Raw genomic sequence first — 15,385 nt, 5'->3', positions numbered from 1 at the left:
GGCGGTAGACCCTTCTCCCTGTCTGCCCAATCATCAGTCCATGGGACTGTACGACGCCCTGGCCGACCTCACCCTCAACATCGACAGCTACGAGCTGACCCGACACGAACGCGACACCTCCAGTGACTTCACCCGCGTCTCGACGGTGTTCGAACTCCACGGCGACGGGCACGTCGGCCGTGGCGAGGACGTCACCTACGACACCCCGGACCACGACGCCCTCATCGAGAACCACGACTTCGATTTCGCGGGCACGTACACGCACGGAACGTTCTCCGCTTTCCTCGACGACGTCTCGCTGTTCCCGCAGCCACCCGAACGCGACACCGCCCACCACTACCGGCGCTGGGCCGTCGAGAGCGCCGCCCTCGACCTCGCGCTCAAGCAGGCCGGAACCTCGCTCGGGGAGGCACTCGGGCGGTCCTACGACCCCGTCCGCTTCATCGTCAGCACCCGCCTCGGCGACCCGCCGACGTTCGACCGCATCGACGCGATCCAGCGCGTCTTCCCCGACGCCGAGTTCAAACTCGACCCGACCCCCGACTGGGACGACGACCTCGTCGCCAGCCTCGCCGACACCGGGGCGGTCCGGGTCCTCGACCTCAAGGGCCTCTACGAGGGTACGAGCGTCGACCAGGAACCGGACCCCGAGCTCTACCGGCGCGTCGTCGAGGGGTTCCCGGACAGCGTCATCGAAGACCCTGGGATCACCGACGACACTCGACACATCTTCGACGACCACGAAGCCCGCGTCAGCTGGGACTACCCCATCACCGGCATCGAGAGCGTCGAATCCCTCCCGTTCGAGCCCCGGTGGCTCAACATCAAACCCTCGCGGTTCGGCACCGTCGAGTCCCTGCTCGACACCATCGACTACTGCGTGGAACGAGACATCACGATGTACGGCGGCGGCCAGTTCGAACTCGTGGTCGGGCGCGGCCACATCCAGGCGCTCGCCTCGCTGTTCTACCCCGACGCCCCCAACGACGTGGCCCCCGGCGGGTACAACGACCCCGAGCTAGACGCGGAGCTGCCGACGAGTCCGTTGCCTGCGCCGGTCGAGCCGAGCGGGCTCGACTGGGCGTGACGACTCGGAAGATTTGTCGCCACGACGCGGCCTGAAGTCGAGACCGGTCGCTCACGAATCGAATTCGAAAGAAGCCAAGGGCCGGCCCTGAACTGGCTAAATAAGTCGAGCTCAAGGCCAATTAGTAACGATATTTGAAGTGGTCACGTAGGGTAATCATGACTTCCCTGGAGGTCCAACTAAAAAACCTACGCGACCGAATAGAGGAAGCCGACGTTAGCGAGGACGACCGTGACGCCCTCCGGCGTTCGACGACGCGCTGACGCTGTTGCACTCGAACTACTCCACCTACCGGCACGTCAAACTGCTACGCCACGTTCTCACCATCGCGAAACGGGTGGGCAGCATTAACACGGCGCTGATCGAAAAACCGGACGCCGAGGCCATCGTTCGCTGGATTAATCGGGGCTACAACACCGAGGAAATAAATCAGGACTACCGTGTGGCGCTGAAAGTGTTCGGCTGCCGTGTCACCGACGACGGCGTGGGGGGCGACCCCGACGAACCGCCCGCTTCCCTCAACTGGATTCCATCCAGTACGTCGAGGAACTACGACCCGGCACCCAAGCCTGGGAACATGCTCGATTGGAACAAGGACGTCATCCCGATGATTGAGCCGACAAAACAAGGCGCGATGCCGCTGCTATTGCACTCCAGTTCGACGCTGGGCTTCATGGGTTCGAGTTCAGCGACCTCACCGTCGGGGACGTCACGGACCACGAACACGGACTCCGGGTGACGGCCGGCGGAAAGCAGCCGGACGGTACTACTGATTCCGAGCGTCCCCCTACGTGCGCGACTGGCTCGACGAACACCCCGAGCCGTCGGACCTCGACGCCCCACTGTGGTCGAAACTGACCGAGCCCGAGGGTATCAGTTATCGGCTGCTCACTAAGATGTTCAAGAAGCCGGCCGACCGCGCCGGCGTGGGCAAACCGGTGACGCTGACGAACTTCCGCAAGAGTAGCGCGAGTTACCACGCCAGCAAAGGGCTGAGCCAGGCACACCTCAAACAGCGACACGGGTGGGTCCGCGGTTCGCGACCGCCAGCCGGTACGTTACCATCTTCGGCGAGGACACCGACAACGAACTGGCGAGGCTCCATGGTCTCGATGTCGACGAAGGGAGACCGAGCATATCGGACCGGTTCCCTGTCCCCCGGTGTGGGTATTAGGAGAAGCGCGAGCGCACTTCTGTTCCCGCTGTGGTCAAGCCATGCGCGTTGAGGCGGCAGCCAGGTTGAGGAAATACAGGACGACGTGAAACAGGACTACGCCGAAACGGACCCGGAGGACACAAGCATACGAGAGAAAATCGAGACCATTGACAGCCTCCTCGACGACCCGGACGTGAAGACGGCGCTTCTCGAACGAATGAGAGTCGGCGAATAGAATGTCTACATTTGTTATCTTTCTCGCGACTATCCACACCGTAATTTTAACTATTCCAATAGGGCCAATCAGTTTAGACATCGAACAGTTCGACACCAGCCGCTTCAATAATTGTCAAGAAATCATCTTTATCGAGACGGCGGATACTATTTTGCGGTACTCCAGATAGTCCATTGCGGTCCTGAAGGAACGATATCTGGTTCTTAATCTCCCTGACATTGAGTTCAGGGTCGAACGGCCGATAGTTCTCGATGTGGGCGTAGTACTCGATGTGGGTTTCTGTCCCATCTCCCATGCCCCACTCCCGTTGTTCGACATCTCCGATTGTTCCGGTCCCGAACAAGACATGTTTGCCAGGTCGGTAGTAGACGAACCGGTCACCAGTCGAAAGTTGCTTGTAGCCCGGTGTGTACTCACGGTAGTGGTAGACCTGTCCCTCCTCGTCCTTGTATGGACTGCTATCTGAGTCCTTTTGATTGAGCCAGAAGTACTTCATAGATCACTTGACCAGCTTTGTTTTCATATAGTATGTGCAGCACTCGTTAATAGGGCACGATTCGCATGCTGGATTGGTCGGTGTACATATGAGGGCACCGAGGTCGAGCAGTGCCAGGTTGAATGCGCGGGCCAATTCCGGTGTATCCGGCGTCAGAGCTTCCATGAACCGGTATACATCGTCGTCTTTGTGGGGTTGTTGGGGCATCTCTAAATCCAGAACCCGCTCGATGACTCTTATAATATTTGCGTCGACCAGGGCAAGTGCTCGGTCTCTGGCAAACAGCTGGGTAGCTCGTGCGGAGTAGTTTCCGACGCCCCACGGTTCTTTGAGCTTCTCAAGTGCATCGGGGACGTTATTATTGTATTCGTTGCAGAACGTGGTTCCGATACTGCGTAGGGTCTTTACACGGTTATCGACCAATCCTAATGAGTAGACGACTTGCTGGATCTCTTCATCTGTTGCACGGTCAAGACTACATGGCGACGGGAAGCGATCAAGGACATCGTCGTAGATGGTAGCAACAGCGTTACCGTTGGTACGTTGTAGCAGTATCTCGGTAAGATACACCTTCCATGGGTCTTTCGTGTCCCTCCATGGATACTGGCGACCGTATTCTGCAAGCCAGGAGAGCAGGTGGGGTACCTGCCGAAGAAATGCGTCAGTCGAAGCTTTCGGGTCGGTAACTCCGAAGTTGGATGCGATATCCGAGGCCGCATCGATATCGGTAGTGTCCAGTAGCTCCTCGTAGCTTGTTGTGGTTTGACCGAACGGTAACGTTGCGGTCGCGTTCATCAATCCTCGCCAGGCTTACCCGCGGGTTCAATAATGATGTTACCGTCGTCATCTTCGTAGAACGCGATCTTACCACCCGGTTCTGTCATGTCCTCACCCCATTTCTCGCGGACCTCTTTCACCAGCTGCATCTTATGGCCCTGCTGGATTGTGGTCACGTTGAGCAAGTATTTTTCCATACATAGGCACTGGATGCCTCTATTGTAATAATTGCACGAAAGAGCGCTTGAAGGCCTAATTGGACTTTTGAGTCGAATAATACTAGAAAGTTCTTTACCACTAGGACCCGTCAACAGCAGAGGTTATAAGACACATGCCCGGTGAAAATACAGTTGAAGAATCGATGTCGGATAGAAACGTCACTGACGAACTGGACGACCTTCAATACGTAGACCTTTTCAGCGGGTGCGGCGGTATGAGCCAGGGTTTCGAACAGGTGGGATTCGACTGCGTCGGCGCAATCGATCAGAACGAAAACGCCTGTGAAACTTACGGGCACAACATCGGGACCGAACCAATTATTGGAGATATTACAAATTACACTGCTGACGGCCTCCTTGACGAGTTCGGTGTCAGCAAGGGAGAATTAGATGTCCTGATCTCCTGTGCGCCATGCCAGGGTTTCAGCCAGCACCGTAACAAGGATGACTATGACCATGACGAGCGGAACACGCTGGTTTCGTTCAGCGCTGAGCTCGCTGTCGAGATGGAACCCGAGTTTTTCGTCATGGAAAATGTTCCCGAACTGATCCGGGGATCGAAGGAGAAGTACTGGAACCGGACCTACGAGATTCTGAAAGACGCCGGCTATCTAGTCAAGTCAGATATTCTTAACGCGGCAGACTTCGGGGTGCCGCAACGCCGGAACCGGGCAATTATCATTGCTCGAAAAGACAGCCGTAAAGTTGAGCTACCTAGTCCAAACGTTGATGACCACCGTACAGTTCGGGATGCAATCGAGGATCTGCCACCCGTTAAGGCCGGGGAAGAGGATCCGGACGATCCGATGCATCGGGCCCCCAACCACACCGATCGAATCGTCAAAATGTTGGACCTGGTTCCGAATGACGGCGGGTCCTGGATGGATATTCCCGAACCATATCAGGACGAGTACTGGCTGGACTCAATGAAGAAAAGGGCCGAAAACGGCGATCTGGGATCGTTCTGTGATACGTATGGCCGGATGCACTGGGACCGACCGGCCGGTACGATAACCCGAAAATCTTCGACACCGTCATGCGGCCGGTACGTCCACCCGGAGCAGAACCGGAACATCACTGTCCGTGAAGCAGCTCGGCTGCAGTCATTCCCCGACGACTGGGAGTTCCAGGGCTCATTTATCTCGTGGTATGAACAGAATGGGAACGCGGTGCCGCCGAAACTGGGGGAAGCGATTGCGGAAGAGGTCAAGCAATGGTATCCGATCGAGGAGAAAGGTGCGCGGCAGGCGACGTTGGAGAACGCCTTCAGCGACTAACCCTGAGAGTCGGCTGTTTCTGGTACCCGTCGATACTCGAAGCTGTCAGTCAGACCCATGAGGTAGCGGATGTAGCTACCGAAGAAGTCTCTGACGTCTTCGTCTGCGAGCATCTGGCTCATGTTGAACGGGACATCCAGCAGGTCGTCTTCCAGAATGAAGTCGCGGATTCCGACGTCCCGTGCATCACTACCGCGCTCACCGTGGATCATGCGTTCGGTATAGACTGGCTGGATCATAATCCGTTTCGCATCTGGGTTCCGATCCTTGAAGTCCTCAAGTTTACTTCTGATTAGCGGTAGCCAACCCTCCCACTGGTTGCTGGTGTCCTTTCGGTCCTTGATCTCGCCGAATCCCTCAACACCCCGTGGAGACCGCACGATCATATCAGGCTCGGTGAACGCAACCTCACCACCGTTGGTTGCAGTGATTTTCTCAATGGCGTATGCACCGGAGATCTCCGATATGGTGTGTTCCTCTCCGACTAAGGAGACCGGTACGGTTTTGAAGCTATCGCCAGATGTGAGTTTGAACCGGAACGACTCCAATTGGTCGTGCTCCCACAGGTCCTCAACGATAACAGATCCAACATTGACCACGGCTTTTCTCCCACCAGCGTTCCGCGAGGAACCTTCGATTGCCGAGCCCTCGGTCAAAGCAACGCTAATCAGGGCCCGTGCCTCTGGATCGTCGTCGGTGAGGCTGGATGCCCATGTGCTAATCAAGGAGTTGAAGAACCTACAAAGCCGGCGGAGTTCCTCGGTTTCTGTGACCCTCTGGTTGTCGTTCCGAAGCTGGCGAACGGCGGACCGGACACTTCCTATGTCGCGGAGCCGGTTGTCGGAGACACCGGCAAGGGTTCGGTAGTGTTCGAACAGGTTGTTGTTTGCTGTGAGGATGGTCGGGTGGGCAAAGAACTGGTGCAGCTGCTGTTGTGTGATGCCGTTATTTCCTAGGGTTTCGATAGCTTGGTCGGAGACACCGAGGTCCTCCCAGTCCAGAGATCTTTCGTCAAGTTCCATGGCACGGTGGTACCGGTCCATCATACCACGCTGATTGAACTGAGTGTCTCGGTAAGATACCTTCCATCGGGCTTCTTGGATCAGGTGTTCCTCAATATTGTCCTCGTTGACGATCGACGCGAGATAGGTATCAACGTCGATGACATCCCAGATATCCTGCATTGGTAGCTGGACGTACCGCCTGTGCCCGCTTAAAAAGTATCAGACTAATTGAACTAATTCGTTCGATTCGTTTATAACGTTCCCACCATTGTGGATGCGGGGTTATCTTGTAGCCACACATCGAACCAGACGACAACAAACAGCTGTGCCCACTCACGCTGGCAGCGTTAAACCTATCAGGACGTTGAGCTAGACCTTGCCGCTCCCCACGAAGATGAGGTCTTACCCGGCAACCGGTGATTACCTCGGTTGAGCACTGCCGGCAGCGTGGCAACCGCCTCAACACTTTGACGCGCTCTGGACCGAACTTCGCGTGGTCCGAGATTTTCTTCTCGCCGTCGTGAACGTCGATGAACCGTTCGGTATCAAGGCCAGCCTCACCAAGTCGCCTGGCTATACGTTCGTGGGAAGGTATCTTGGGATCCGAGATACCGCTTTCGTCGAAATCGAGAGTCGTCATGAACTGCAAGCCTTCGACAACGAGATTGCTAATTCGCTTCCGGAGTATGAGTACGAACAAGCACCCGAATCCGGACGATACTCGGCAACTGAGATTTGGAAAGACAAGAACTTCGACCACAGCGTTGACCTCTATCACGCTGAGAACCGCATTGCTATCGAGATAGAGAAAAGCGAGCGCAAGCGCGTAAGTGACGACCTCTTGAAATTCATCAATAGAGCTCAGGCGTACCGTAAAAAGGCATAGAATTGAGATTGGGTGTCTCATCCTCCCCACGAATTACCGGGAGAATGGCAACATATTCGGCGGGGTTGCGAAGACCTTTGATTTCATCCGTGGAGTCATGCACGTCGAAGATGTGGCAATAATCAGATACAGGGATCCGTGGTGGAAATGACGCGGTGATCCACACCGGCGAGGGTTGTCGAGGTATGGCTTTGAACTAACTGTATAAAGGAGGTATCAAGCCAAGGGCCGGATTTGAACCGGCGATGGGCGGCTCTGCAGGCCGCTGCGTTCGGCCGGACTCTGCCACCTTGGCACGCAACAGATAGTACTGCTTTCTGGCGTTTAAACGTAGCGATACGGTGTTGCCACTGGGTGTCCGAACGCACCCGGAGAGCGCCGACCGCTGTCGGTACTCCCCGGCTATAAATGAAGAAAGCCACACACCCCGACGGGTGTGTGGCTTGTAGTATGAATGGAGGCGGCGAATGAATTTTCCCAGAGGCTCGCGCACTCCAGTACTCGCCCAAACGCAGGTGAGCTTAACTTCCGTGTTCGGGATGGGTACGGGTGTAACCTCACCGCTCTGGCCGCCTTAACGCCGATCCGCGGAATCGAACCGCGACAACGATCCAATATCGGTGGTCATTGAAACCAGTGTGTAAACGCAATCCAGTTAACGCCTGGACCTTCCACCATGTGGTGAAGATCCCAGTATGCGGTATGATTGTGTGGCTTGACCTGTTAGTGCTCGCGGACTGAACGCCTCGTTGCCTTGGCGCGTACATCCCGAGTCTATCGAACTCGTCTTCTACGAGTGGTCTCAGCGGCACCTCTTTTCCATGTGGGTTTCGAGCTTAGATGCATTCAGCTCTTACCCCGTGTGACGTAGCTGCCCGGCACGTGCCCTCTCGGACAACCGGTACACCAGTGGTCACCATTCGTAGTTCCTCTCGTACTATACGAACGTTCACGTCAGGTGCCATAGCACCCCCAATAGATAGCAGCCGACCTGTCTCACGACGGTCTAAACCCAGCTCACGACCTCCTTTAATAGGCGAACAACCTCACCCTTGCCCGCTTCTGCACGGGCAGGATGGAGGGAACCGACATCGAGGTAGCAAGCCACGCGGTCGATATGTGCTCTTGCGCGTGACGACTCTGTTATCCCTAAGGTAGCTTTTCTGTCATCAATTTCCCGCATCGAGCAGGATAATTGGTTCGCTAGACCACGCTTTCGCGTCAACGATCCTCGTTAGGAAGATCATTGTCAGCCCATCTTATGCTCTTGCGCTCTTCTCCGAGTCTCCGACTCGGATGAGATGGACTTAGGGCGCGCTCGATATCTTTTCAAGCGCGTACCGCCCCAGTCAAACTGCCCGGCTACCGGTGTCCTCCTCCCGGAGTGAGGGTCACAGTCACTAATGGGTAGTATTTCAGTGATGTCTCGGTGGCCCGCTAGCGCGGGTACCTGTGTAATGACTCCTACCTATCCTGCACATTAGCGACCGTGTCCCAGCGACAGCCTGCAGTAAAGCTCTATAGGGTCTTCGCTTCCCCTTGGGGGTCTCCAGACTCCGCACTGGAACGTACAGTTCACCGGGCCCAACGTTGGGACAGTGACGCTCTCGTTGATCCATTCATGCAAGCCGCTACTGAAGCGGCAAGGTACTACGCTACCTTAAGAGGGTCATAGTTACCCCCGCCGTTGACGGGTCCTTCGTCCTATTGTACTAGGTGTTCAGATACCCGCACTGGGCAGGATTCAGTGACCGTACGAGTCCTTGCGGATTTGCGGTCACCTATGTTGTTACTAGACAGTCGGAGCGTCCGAGTCACTGCGACCTGCCCCTATACAGGGCAGGCATCCCTTATCGCGAACTTACGGGACTAACTTGCCGAATTCCCTAACGTCGGTTGTTCCCGACAGGCCTTGGCTTTCACTGCCACGAGCACCTGTGTCGGTTCTTGGTACGAATCTCATACTCGTCTTTTCACGGGCTCTAGGTACGGTCGACTTACGCTATCTCGTGATTCGTCCGCTTCGTGCCATTACGGCTTCCACGGATTTCCACGATTCGACTGGGCGAAGGCCCAGCTCGACTGTCCCCAAAGCGTCAACTTTGAGTGTATGAGAGCACTGGAATATTAACCAGTTTCCCTGTTGTCACATTCGAATTACGGTGTGACTTAGGATCGGCTAACCCTCGACTGATTGGCATTGTCGAGGAACCCTTGCTCGTTCGGCCGTCGGGGTTCTCACCCGACTAACGCTGCTACTATGGCCAGGATTTTCGTCACTGATCGGTCCACACGAGTTCTCACCCGTGCTTCCACCCGATCAGAGCGCCAGCCTACGGAATTGCTCGGTCAAGAGCATCGTCAGGTCTCGGAAGCGGACTTGAGCCCCGATCATTTTCGGCGCCTCAAACCTCGGCCGGTAAGCTGTTACGCTTTTCTTAGAGGGTAGCTGCTTCTAAGCTCACCTCCCGGCTGTTTAGGGCTTGAGACCACCTTCAATCGCACTTAGTCCGCATTTTGGGTCCTTAACCCGACTCTGGGTTGTCTCCCTCATGGTGCACAGGCTTACCCCGCACACCGGACTCCCTGCATCGATGGCGTTCGTAGGTTTGGAGTTTGACAGGGAGGTCGACATCTCTCGATGGCGAGTCTCCCAATCGGTCGCTCTACCCCACGAACTACCTTAGCAGAGGTCATGCTTCGACATGTTTCGGCTGGAACCAGCTGTTGCCAGGCTCGATGGGCCTTTCACCCCTATACGTAGGTCACGAGAGGGTATTGAAGGACACCAACTCTAACAGGCCTCCACGTGCCTTTCGGCACGCTTCGCCTTGCCCACGCATAGATCGCCTGGTTTCGGGTCGTATCCGGTCGACTCCCCGCGCTTGAACACGGCGGCCCTGGTAATACTGCGGCCCTGTCGGTTTCCCTACGCCTTCCCCGGTTAACGGGTTAGACTCGTCGATCAGATACACTCCCTGGCTCGTTTTTCAAAACGCACGACGCGACACCGGCTTCCTGTGATTCCTACTGTGCCCTTGCGGGCGGGTCGTTTTTCACAGGACCTTTTGTGCCACGTCGCTCTATCGCCACCTGATTTCAGGCCCTATTGCACCTCCCTTTTCGGGGTGCTTTTCAGTGTTCGCTCACGCTACTTGTTCACTATCGGTCTCGAGTAGTATTTAGTCTTAGCAGTTGATGCCTGCCATATTCACGAGGGATATCCAACCCCCGCTACTCTGGAGCTGACGCGTGCTGTACTGGTCTGGATTACGGGACTGTCACCCTGTATCGTGCTCTGTTCCAAGAGACTTCATGCAGACGGTCGAGCAGTGAGAGTCAGTCCGAACACCACATTGCCCGTGAGGGCTTCGGTTTGGACTGTGTCGCGTTTACTCGCCGTTACTAACGACATCGCGGATTGCTTTCTCTTCCTGCCGGTACTGAGATGTTTCAATTCCCGGCGTTCCCCATTGCGCAAGGCAATTGCGAGAGGATTCCTATTAGGAGATCCGTAGTTCTTACCCTCCGTGCGGGTCCCTACGGCTTTTCGCAGCTTGGCACGTCCTTCGTCGGCACTCGAGCCGAGCCATCCACCAGGTGGCAAAGTAGCCACGCTGAGTGGGACGTTCACTGTTACCTGGTGAAAGGTCCAGTGGACGTCTGGATTGCGTTTACACACGGTTTCATTACGCAGCCAAGTAGTCTTCTTGGCGCACGTTCGACCCTTCCCACCCTCGCTTGCACGGGATGGTGCATCGGTTCTGTCTTCGAAACACGGTTCCGTCGTCCCACACTTAAGGGGAACGATTCGAACCGGTTTCGATGAGATGGACCCACTGGGATTCGAACCCAGGGCATCCTCCTTGCAAAGGAGGCACTCTACCACTGAGCTATGGGCCCACCCCCAAATCGGGGGTACAATATCAGCCTTGGTAGTTCAAAGGTGCCTGAACGGGCACGACGGCGGTTCGTCGAACATGGATAAGGTGGGCCGGGCGTACTGCCCGGTCCCGGTCTGTGGAGGTGATCCAGCCGCAGATTCCCCTACGGCTACCTTGTTACGACTTAAGCCCCCTTGCGAAGCCCAGATTCGACCATCGTTGCGATGGCCTCATCCGGACCTCACTCGGGTGCTTTGACGGGCGGTGTGTGCAAGGAGCAGGGACGTATTCACCGCACCCTTCTGAGGTGCGATTACTACCGAATCCAGCTTCATGTGGGCGAGTTTCAGCCCACAATCCGAACTACGATCGAGTTTCGGAGATTAGCGCCCTCTCTCGAGGTGGCTTCCCATTGTCTCGACCATTGTAGCCCGCGTGTAGCCCAGCTCATTCGGGGCATACTGACCTACCGTTGCCCGTTCCTTCCTCCAGTTTGGCACTGGCAGTCCTCCTAATGTACCCAGCCAGTCGAAACTGCTGCTGGCAATTAAGAGTGCGGGTCTCGCTCGTTGCCTGACTTAACAGGACGCCTCACGGTACGAGCTGACGGCGGCCATGCACCTCCTCTCAGTAGCTCAAGTAAGCTCATCACACTGACTTTCACTGCATACTGTCGGAGCTGGTGAGATGTCCGGCGTTGAGTCCAATTAAACCGCAGGCTCCTCCGGTTGTAGTGCTCCCCCGCCAATTCCTTTAAGTTTCATCCTTGCGGACGTACTTCCCAGGCGGCCAGTTTATCGTCTTCACTGCGGCACAGCACGAGCTCGTAGCCCGCGCCAAACCTAACTGGCATCGTTTACAGCTGGGACTACCCGGGTATCTAATCCGGTTCGTGACCCCAGCTTTCGTCCCTCACCGTCGGATCCGATCTCTCAAGGTGCTTTCGCCATCGGCGGTCCGTCCAGGATTACAGGATTTCACTCCTACCCCAGACGTACCCCTTGAGTCTCTCGGTCCCGAGCCAAACAGTATCCGCTGGACGCCTACTCGTTGAGCGAGTAGATTTCCCAACAGACTTGCCTGGCCGGCTACGGACGCTTTAGGCCCAATAAAATCGGTCATCACTCGAGCTGCCGGTATTACCGCGGCGGCTGGCACCGGTCTTGCCCAGCTCTTATTCGTGTACCTCCCTACGGTACACAAAAGCGAGGGCTCTATGCCCTCGCACTTGGAGTCCCCTTATCGCACTGTCGTGCAGTGTAAAGTTTTCGCGCCTGCTGCGCCCCGTAGGGCCCGGAATCTTGTCTCAGATTCCGTCTCCGGGCTCTTGCTCTCACAACCCGTACCGATTATTGGCACGGTGGGCCGTTACCCCACCGTCTACCTAATCGGCCGCAGCCACATCCTATAGCGCCGGAGCATTTGTACCTCAATCCATTCCAGGAATAGAGGAGTATCCAGCATTAGCCTCAGTTTCCCGAGGTTATTCTGGTCTATAGGGTAGTTTGGCCACGTGTTACTGAGCTATCTGCTACGAATATGAATTCGTGCAACTAGCATGGCTAAATCGGACTCCAATAGCAATGACCTCCGGCAGGATCAACCGGAATGCTCCCGAGCTGATGCTCGGGGGGCTTGGCGGGTACACCATGTGAATGGTGTATCCATTGCATTGCGTGGTCCATGTTCGGTGAACCGACCGGCGTGGCCGATCAGGCGTCACCGAACTACCAAGGCTAACATCAGATTCCATCGTATACGGCGGACCGCAGGGGTGGAATCCTCATTTCCTTTCGGACCTGAACGTACTTCGAGACAGGTATTAAACCCATCGAAGTTCGCGTGCGTCCACCGAGACGACCTCGGCGGACATGGCCCGAGATTGGGACACGAGTTCAACGCGTCCCGAATCGCGTGTGTGCTGTCTGCGTTCTCATCCCAGCGTGCTCGTACGTATAAGGGCATCGAATCGAGTCCGACATCGAGGGTTCCTCGACGGGACCAGCGTGTCGATGCCGACCGCGCTGGAAACGTGCCTGCCTCCGTGCCGGGTCACGGCCGGAGGGAGTGGCGCTGAGCGCCACGTCGTTCACATTCTGAGAGAGTAGGGTGAGACATTTAACCTCGTCGAACTGCGCGCGGTGTGAGAACCTGTTGACGTGAGACAGCGGTCACACAGGGGCAACTACAGTCACGACAGTGCAGCCGCTCCGAGGTCGGTGGTCAGAACGATGTGACGCGGGTGGAGGCCGACCGGTCATCCCTCGCTGGTCGCGTCAGGTCTGGTCGGGTGTGAACCGCGTACGACTGAGTGCGGTGTCCTCCTAAAAACGGTTGTTGATTCGCGTGTACTCGCGCGAGTCGCGCTCGAGCACCCGACGTCACTCTTCGAGGTGTTCGATACCCTTCTTGGAGACGTTCGCCTCGGTGATCTCGCTCGGCATCCAGTCCGGTTTGTCGTCCGGCGCGGTCTCGCGCCAGGCCCATCCCTCGTAGATGTGTACCTTGTCGGTGCCTTTCTCGCGGAGTCGGAGCTCGATGCGGTCAGCATCGCCCTCACTCGGTGCCGGTTCGAGTCGCCGCGCAGCCTTCAGCGCTGCCTGTCGTGGGGTGTTACCCGAGAAGACACTTGTTTCGCCGTTCTGTTCACGCAGCGCGAAGTTTCGCTTACCATCTTCACGTACCATGATTTTTCCCTCCATGTCAAGGCAACACACGACCCGTCATAAAGATATCCCCCGAAAACGGGTGACGGCGACGATGTGTTTATATACGGGCCCCAAAACCAGGGTCGGTCCCGTCTCCTGATTCCCGGTTTTGGGCCGGATTCCACCCGTGGAATGTTCTGTGCGCGTGACGTGTCGCCGTGTGTTCAGCCGTAGAAAACACTTATGTATGTCCTGTGGCGAACACACGAGATAGACTACCGCGATGGTACGGAAAAAGAAGTTGAGCCCGAGTGGTGCCAAAGACGAGAACGGGGAATACCACAACGTGCACATCAACCTCCACGAAGACGAGCTGGCGGTCGCCGGCATGGAGATCGGAGACGAGGTCTTCGTACGCGTGCGAGAGGACAAGATTATCATCCAGAAAGCAGACAAGGACGAGGTCGAACACGAGTTCTAAGCAACGTACCATCGGTCGCCGGGGCTTCGGGACGCTTTTACGGGTCGGTATCCCCCTGATGCGTAGATGACTCTCTACGACGTCGCCAGGCCGTTGTTCTTCGCGCTGCCCGCAGAGACAGCGCACAACACGGTCCACGGACTGTTGTCGGCGGTACAGGACACACCAGTAGAGACAGCACTCGCGAGCCGATATCGAATCGACGACGACCGGCTCCACGTCGACGTGTTCGACCAGACGTTCCCCACCCCGGTCGGCGTCGCCGCGGGCTTCGACAAGAACGCCGAGGTCCCGCGGGCGGTCGCCGCGCTCGGATTCGGCCACATCGAGGTGGGTGGCGTTACCGCCGAAGCACAGCCGGGCAACCCGCGCCCACGCATGTTCCGGCTGCGCGAGGACCGCGCCATCGTCAACCGTATGGGGCTGAACAACCAGGGTGCCGACCGCGTCGGCCGCCGCCTCCGAGAGCTGAACCGCCCGGACATCCCCGTGGGCGTCAACATCGCCCTCTCCGAATCTACGCCGGCCGAGGAGGCCCCCGAAGACTACCGCTACACCTACGAACAGGTCGCCGAGGGCGGTGACTTCTTCGTCGTCAACGTCTCCTGCCCGAACTCGGAAGGGATGCGCGACCTGCAGAACCGCGACGAGATGGAGGCTATCCTCGGTGCAGTCAAGGACGCGGGTGCCTCCCCCCTGCTCGTCAAGCTCTCACCCGACCTCCCCGAGCCGGCCATCGAGGACGCCCTCGACATCGTGACCGACCTCGACCTCGACGGTGTCGTCGCGACCAACACGACCACGGAACGCCCGGATTCGCTTCGGAGTCCCAATGCAGCCCAGACCGGCGGGCTCTCGGGTGCGCCCATCGAGGACCGCGCCACCGAGATGATCCGCTTCGTCGCCGAGCGCGTCGACGTCCCGGTCGTCGGCGTCGGTGGCGTCTCGGACGCCCAGGGTGCCTACGACAAGATTCGCGCCGGGGCCTCGCTCGTCCAGCTCTACACCGGCCTCGTGTACGAGGGTCCCTCCCTCGCGCGCGACATCAACCGCGGTCTGCTCGACCTGCTCGAACGCGACGGGTTCGACTCCGTCGAGGCCGCGGTCGGGGCGGACCTGTAGACGGCCACGTAGAGCGCCAGCATTCCGAGCATTCGTTCTCTCGCTCGTCCCCAAGGAAGACCGACCGAATCCCAGCAGAGAGACACAACAAGTTACAAATATGTTGGGTGAAAA

12 protein-coding genes, 2 tRNA genes and 3 rRNA genes are annotated in these 15,385 nt (G+C 57.2%); 7 read left to right on the top strand and 10 right to left on the bottom strand.

What is annotated here, in order from left to right; genetic code table 11:
- The first annotated feature begins 40 nt into the window (after positions 1–40).
- The 3 genes from N6C22_RS03955 to N6C22_RS03945 all read left to right on the top strand — a co-directional run bounded on the left by N6C22_RS03955 (position 41) and on the right by N6C22_RS03945 (position 2,478).
- Positions 41–1,087: a hypothetical protein gene (locus tag N6C22_RS03955; RefSeq protein WP_261649543.1), complete on the top strand. Its 1,047-nt coding sequence runs from the start codon at positions 41–43 to the stop codon at positions 1,085–1,087.
- Positions 1,088–1,355: 268 nt separating this feature from the next.
- Complete coding sequence (locus N6C22_RS03950) at positions 1,356–1,826, top strand: hypothetical protein (RefSeq protein WP_261649542.1); 471 nt, start codon at positions 1,356–1,358, stop codon at positions 1,824–1,826.
- Between the two features lie 520 nt (positions 1,827–2,346).
- Complete coding sequence (locus N6C22_RS03945) at positions 2,347–2,478, top strand: hypothetical protein (protein ID WP_261649540.1); 132 nt, start codon at positions 2,347–2,349, stop codon at positions 2,476–2,478.
- A 73-nt stretch (positions 2,479–2,551) separates the two neighbouring features.
- On the opposite strand, the gene N6C22_RS03940 is transcribed toward N6C22_RS03945, so the two are convergent.
- Genes N6C22_RS03940 through N6C22_RS03930 form a run of 3 tightly spaced genes read right to left on the bottom strand, consistent with a single transcriptional unit; the run spans position 2,552 to position 3,948 of the window.
- Positions 2,552–2,974 carry an EVE domain-containing protein gene (locus tag N6C22_RS03940; RefSeq protein WP_261649539.1) on the bottom strand — a complete coding sequence of 141 codons (423 nt, stop codon included), beginning with the start codon at positions 2,972–2,974 and terminating at the stop codon, positions 2,552–2,554.
- A gap of 3 nt (positions 2,975–2,977) precedes the next feature.
- Positions 2,978–3,769 (bottom strand): hypothetical protein, encoded by a 792-nt coding sequence (locus N6C22_RS03935; RefSeq protein WP_261649537.1) that lies wholly within the window; start codon positions 3,767–3,769, stop codon positions 2,978–2,980.
- Positions 3,769–3,948 (bottom strand): hypothetical protein, encoded by a 180-nt coding sequence (locus tag N6C22_RS03930; protein ID WP_261649536.1) that lies wholly within the window; start codon positions 3,946–3,948, stop codon positions 3,769–3,771. Before N6C22_RS03930 ends, N6C22_RS03935 begins: the two co-directional genes overlap by 1 nt.
- A 164-nt stretch (positions 3,949–4,112) precedes the next feature.
- Here N6C22_RS03930 and N6C22_RS03925 point away from each other — a divergent pair, with 164 nt between their 5' ends.
- Positions 4,113–5,246: a DNA cytosine methyltransferase gene (locus N6C22_RS03925; RefSeq protein ID WP_261649534.1), complete on the top strand. Its 1,134-nt coding sequence runs from the start codon at positions 4,113–4,115 to the stop codon at positions 5,244–5,246.
- On the opposite strand, the gene N6C22_RS03920 is transcribed toward N6C22_RS03925, so the two are convergent.
- Complete coding sequence (locus N6C22_RS03920; protein WP_261649532.1) at positions 5,243–6,430, bottom strand: hypothetical protein; 1,188 nt, start codon at positions 6,428–6,430, stop codon at positions 5,243–5,245. The genes N6C22_RS03925 and N6C22_RS03920 overlap by 4 nt on opposite strands.
- Before the next feature lie 340 nt (positions 6,431–6,770).
- On the opposite strand from N6C22_RS03920, the gene N6C22_RS03915 reads away from it, so the two are divergent.
- Positions 6,771–7,136 carry a hypothetical protein gene (locus tag N6C22_RS03915; protein WP_261649531.1) on the top strand — a complete coding sequence of 122 codons (366 nt, stop codon included), beginning with the start codon at positions 6,771–6,773 and terminating at the stop codon, positions 7,134–7,136.
- Positions 7,137–7,355: 219 nt separating this feature from the next.
- Here N6C22_RS03915 and N6C22_RS03910 read toward each other — a convergent pair.
- From N6C22_RS03910 to N6C22_RS03885, 6 genes are all read right to left on the bottom strand, one after another.
- Positions 7,356–7,431, bottom strand: a tRNA-Cys gene (locus N6C22_RS03910).
- Between the two features lie 160 nt (positions 7,432–7,591).
- A 5S ribosomal RNA gene (gene rrf, locus N6C22_RS03905) occupies positions 7,592–7,713 on the bottom strand.
- A 128-nt stretch (positions 7,714–7,841) separates the two neighbouring features.
- A 23S ribosomal RNA gene (locus N6C22_RS03900) occupies positions 7,842–10,757 on the bottom strand.
- 210 nt (positions 10,758–10,967) lie between these two features.
- Positions 10,968–11,039, bottom strand: a tRNA-Ala gene (locus N6C22_RS03895).
- Between the two features lie 118 nt (positions 11,040–11,157).
- A 16S ribosomal RNA gene (locus N6C22_RS03890) occupies positions 11,158–12,630 on the bottom strand.
- Together the 16S, 23S and 5S rRNA genes with 2 tRNA genes alongside form the textbook arrangement of a ribosomal RNA operon.
- Positions 12,631–13,401: 771 nt before the next feature.
- Entirely contained in the window at positions 13,402–13,707 is a 306-nt protein-coding gene (locus N6C22_RS03885) for a non-histone chromosomal MC1 family protein (protein ID WP_261649530.1), read from the bottom strand.
- A 244-nt stretch (positions 13,708–13,951) separates the two neighbouring features.
- Here N6C22_RS03885 and N6C22_RS03880 point away from each other — a divergent pair, with 244 nt between their 5' ends.
- Positions 13,952–14,149, top strand: a complete 198-nt coding sequence (locus N6C22_RS03880; RefSeq protein WP_121816299.1) for a hypothetical protein — start codon at positions 13,952–13,954, stop codon at positions 14,147–14,149.
- A gap of 66 nt (positions 14,150–14,215) precedes the next feature.
- On the top strand, positions 14,216–15,271 hold the full coding sequence (locus N6C22_RS03875; RefSeq protein ID WP_261649528.1) for a quinone-dependent dihydroorotate dehydrogenase: 1,056 nt from the start codon (positions 14,216–14,218) through the stop codon (positions 15,269–15,271).
- Positions 15,272–15,385: the final 114 nt, after the last annotated feature.

The sequence above is a fragment of the Haloarchaeobius sp. HME9146 genome (assembly GCF_025399835.1).
Classification (GTDB): Archaea; Halobacteriota; Halobacteria; order Halobacteriales; family Natrialbaceae; genus Haloarchaeobius.
Note: the sequence above shows the minus strand (reverse complement) of the source record. Positions and strands in the feature narration are given on the sequence as shown.

Excerpts from the sequence above, each read along its gene's own strand:
- N6C22_RS03930 (WP_261649536.1), bottom strand. The coding sequence starts at position 3,948 with ATGGAAAAATACTTGCTCAACGTGACCACAATCCAGCAGGGCCATAAG.
- N6C22_RS03955 (WP_261649543.1), top strand. The coding sequence starts at position 41 with ATGGGACTGTACGACGCCCTGGCCGACCTCACCCTCAACATCGACAGC.
- N6C22_RS03935 (WP_261649537.1), bottom strand. The coding sequence starts at position 3,769 with ATGAACGCGACCGCAACGTTACCGTTCGGTCAAACCACAACAAGCTAC.
- N6C22_RS03875 (WP_261649528.1), top strand. The coding sequence starts at position 14,216 with ATGACTCTCTACGACGTCGCCAGGCCGTTGTTCTTCGCGCTGCCCGCA.
- N6C22_RS03880 (WP_121816299.1), top strand. The coding sequence starts at position 13,952 with ATGGTACGGAAAAAGAAGTTGAGCCCGAGTGGTGCCAAAGACGAGAAC.
- N6C22_RS03885 (WP_261649530.1), bottom strand. The coding sequence starts at position 13,707 with ATGGTACGTGAAGATGGTAAGCGAAACTTCGCGCTGCGTGAACAGAAC.
- N6C22_RS03920 (WP_261649532.1), bottom strand. The coding sequence starts at position 6,430 with ATGCAGGATATCTGGGATGTCATCGACGTTGATACCTATCTCGCGTCG.
- N6C22_RS03940 (WP_261649539.1), bottom strand. The coding sequence starts at position 2,974 with ATGAAGTACTTCTGGCTCAATCAAAAGGACTCAGATAGCAGTCCATAC.
- N6C22_RS03925 (WP_261649534.1), top strand. The coding sequence starts at position 4,113 with ATGTCGGATAGAAACGTCACTGACGAACTGGACGACCTTCAATACGTA.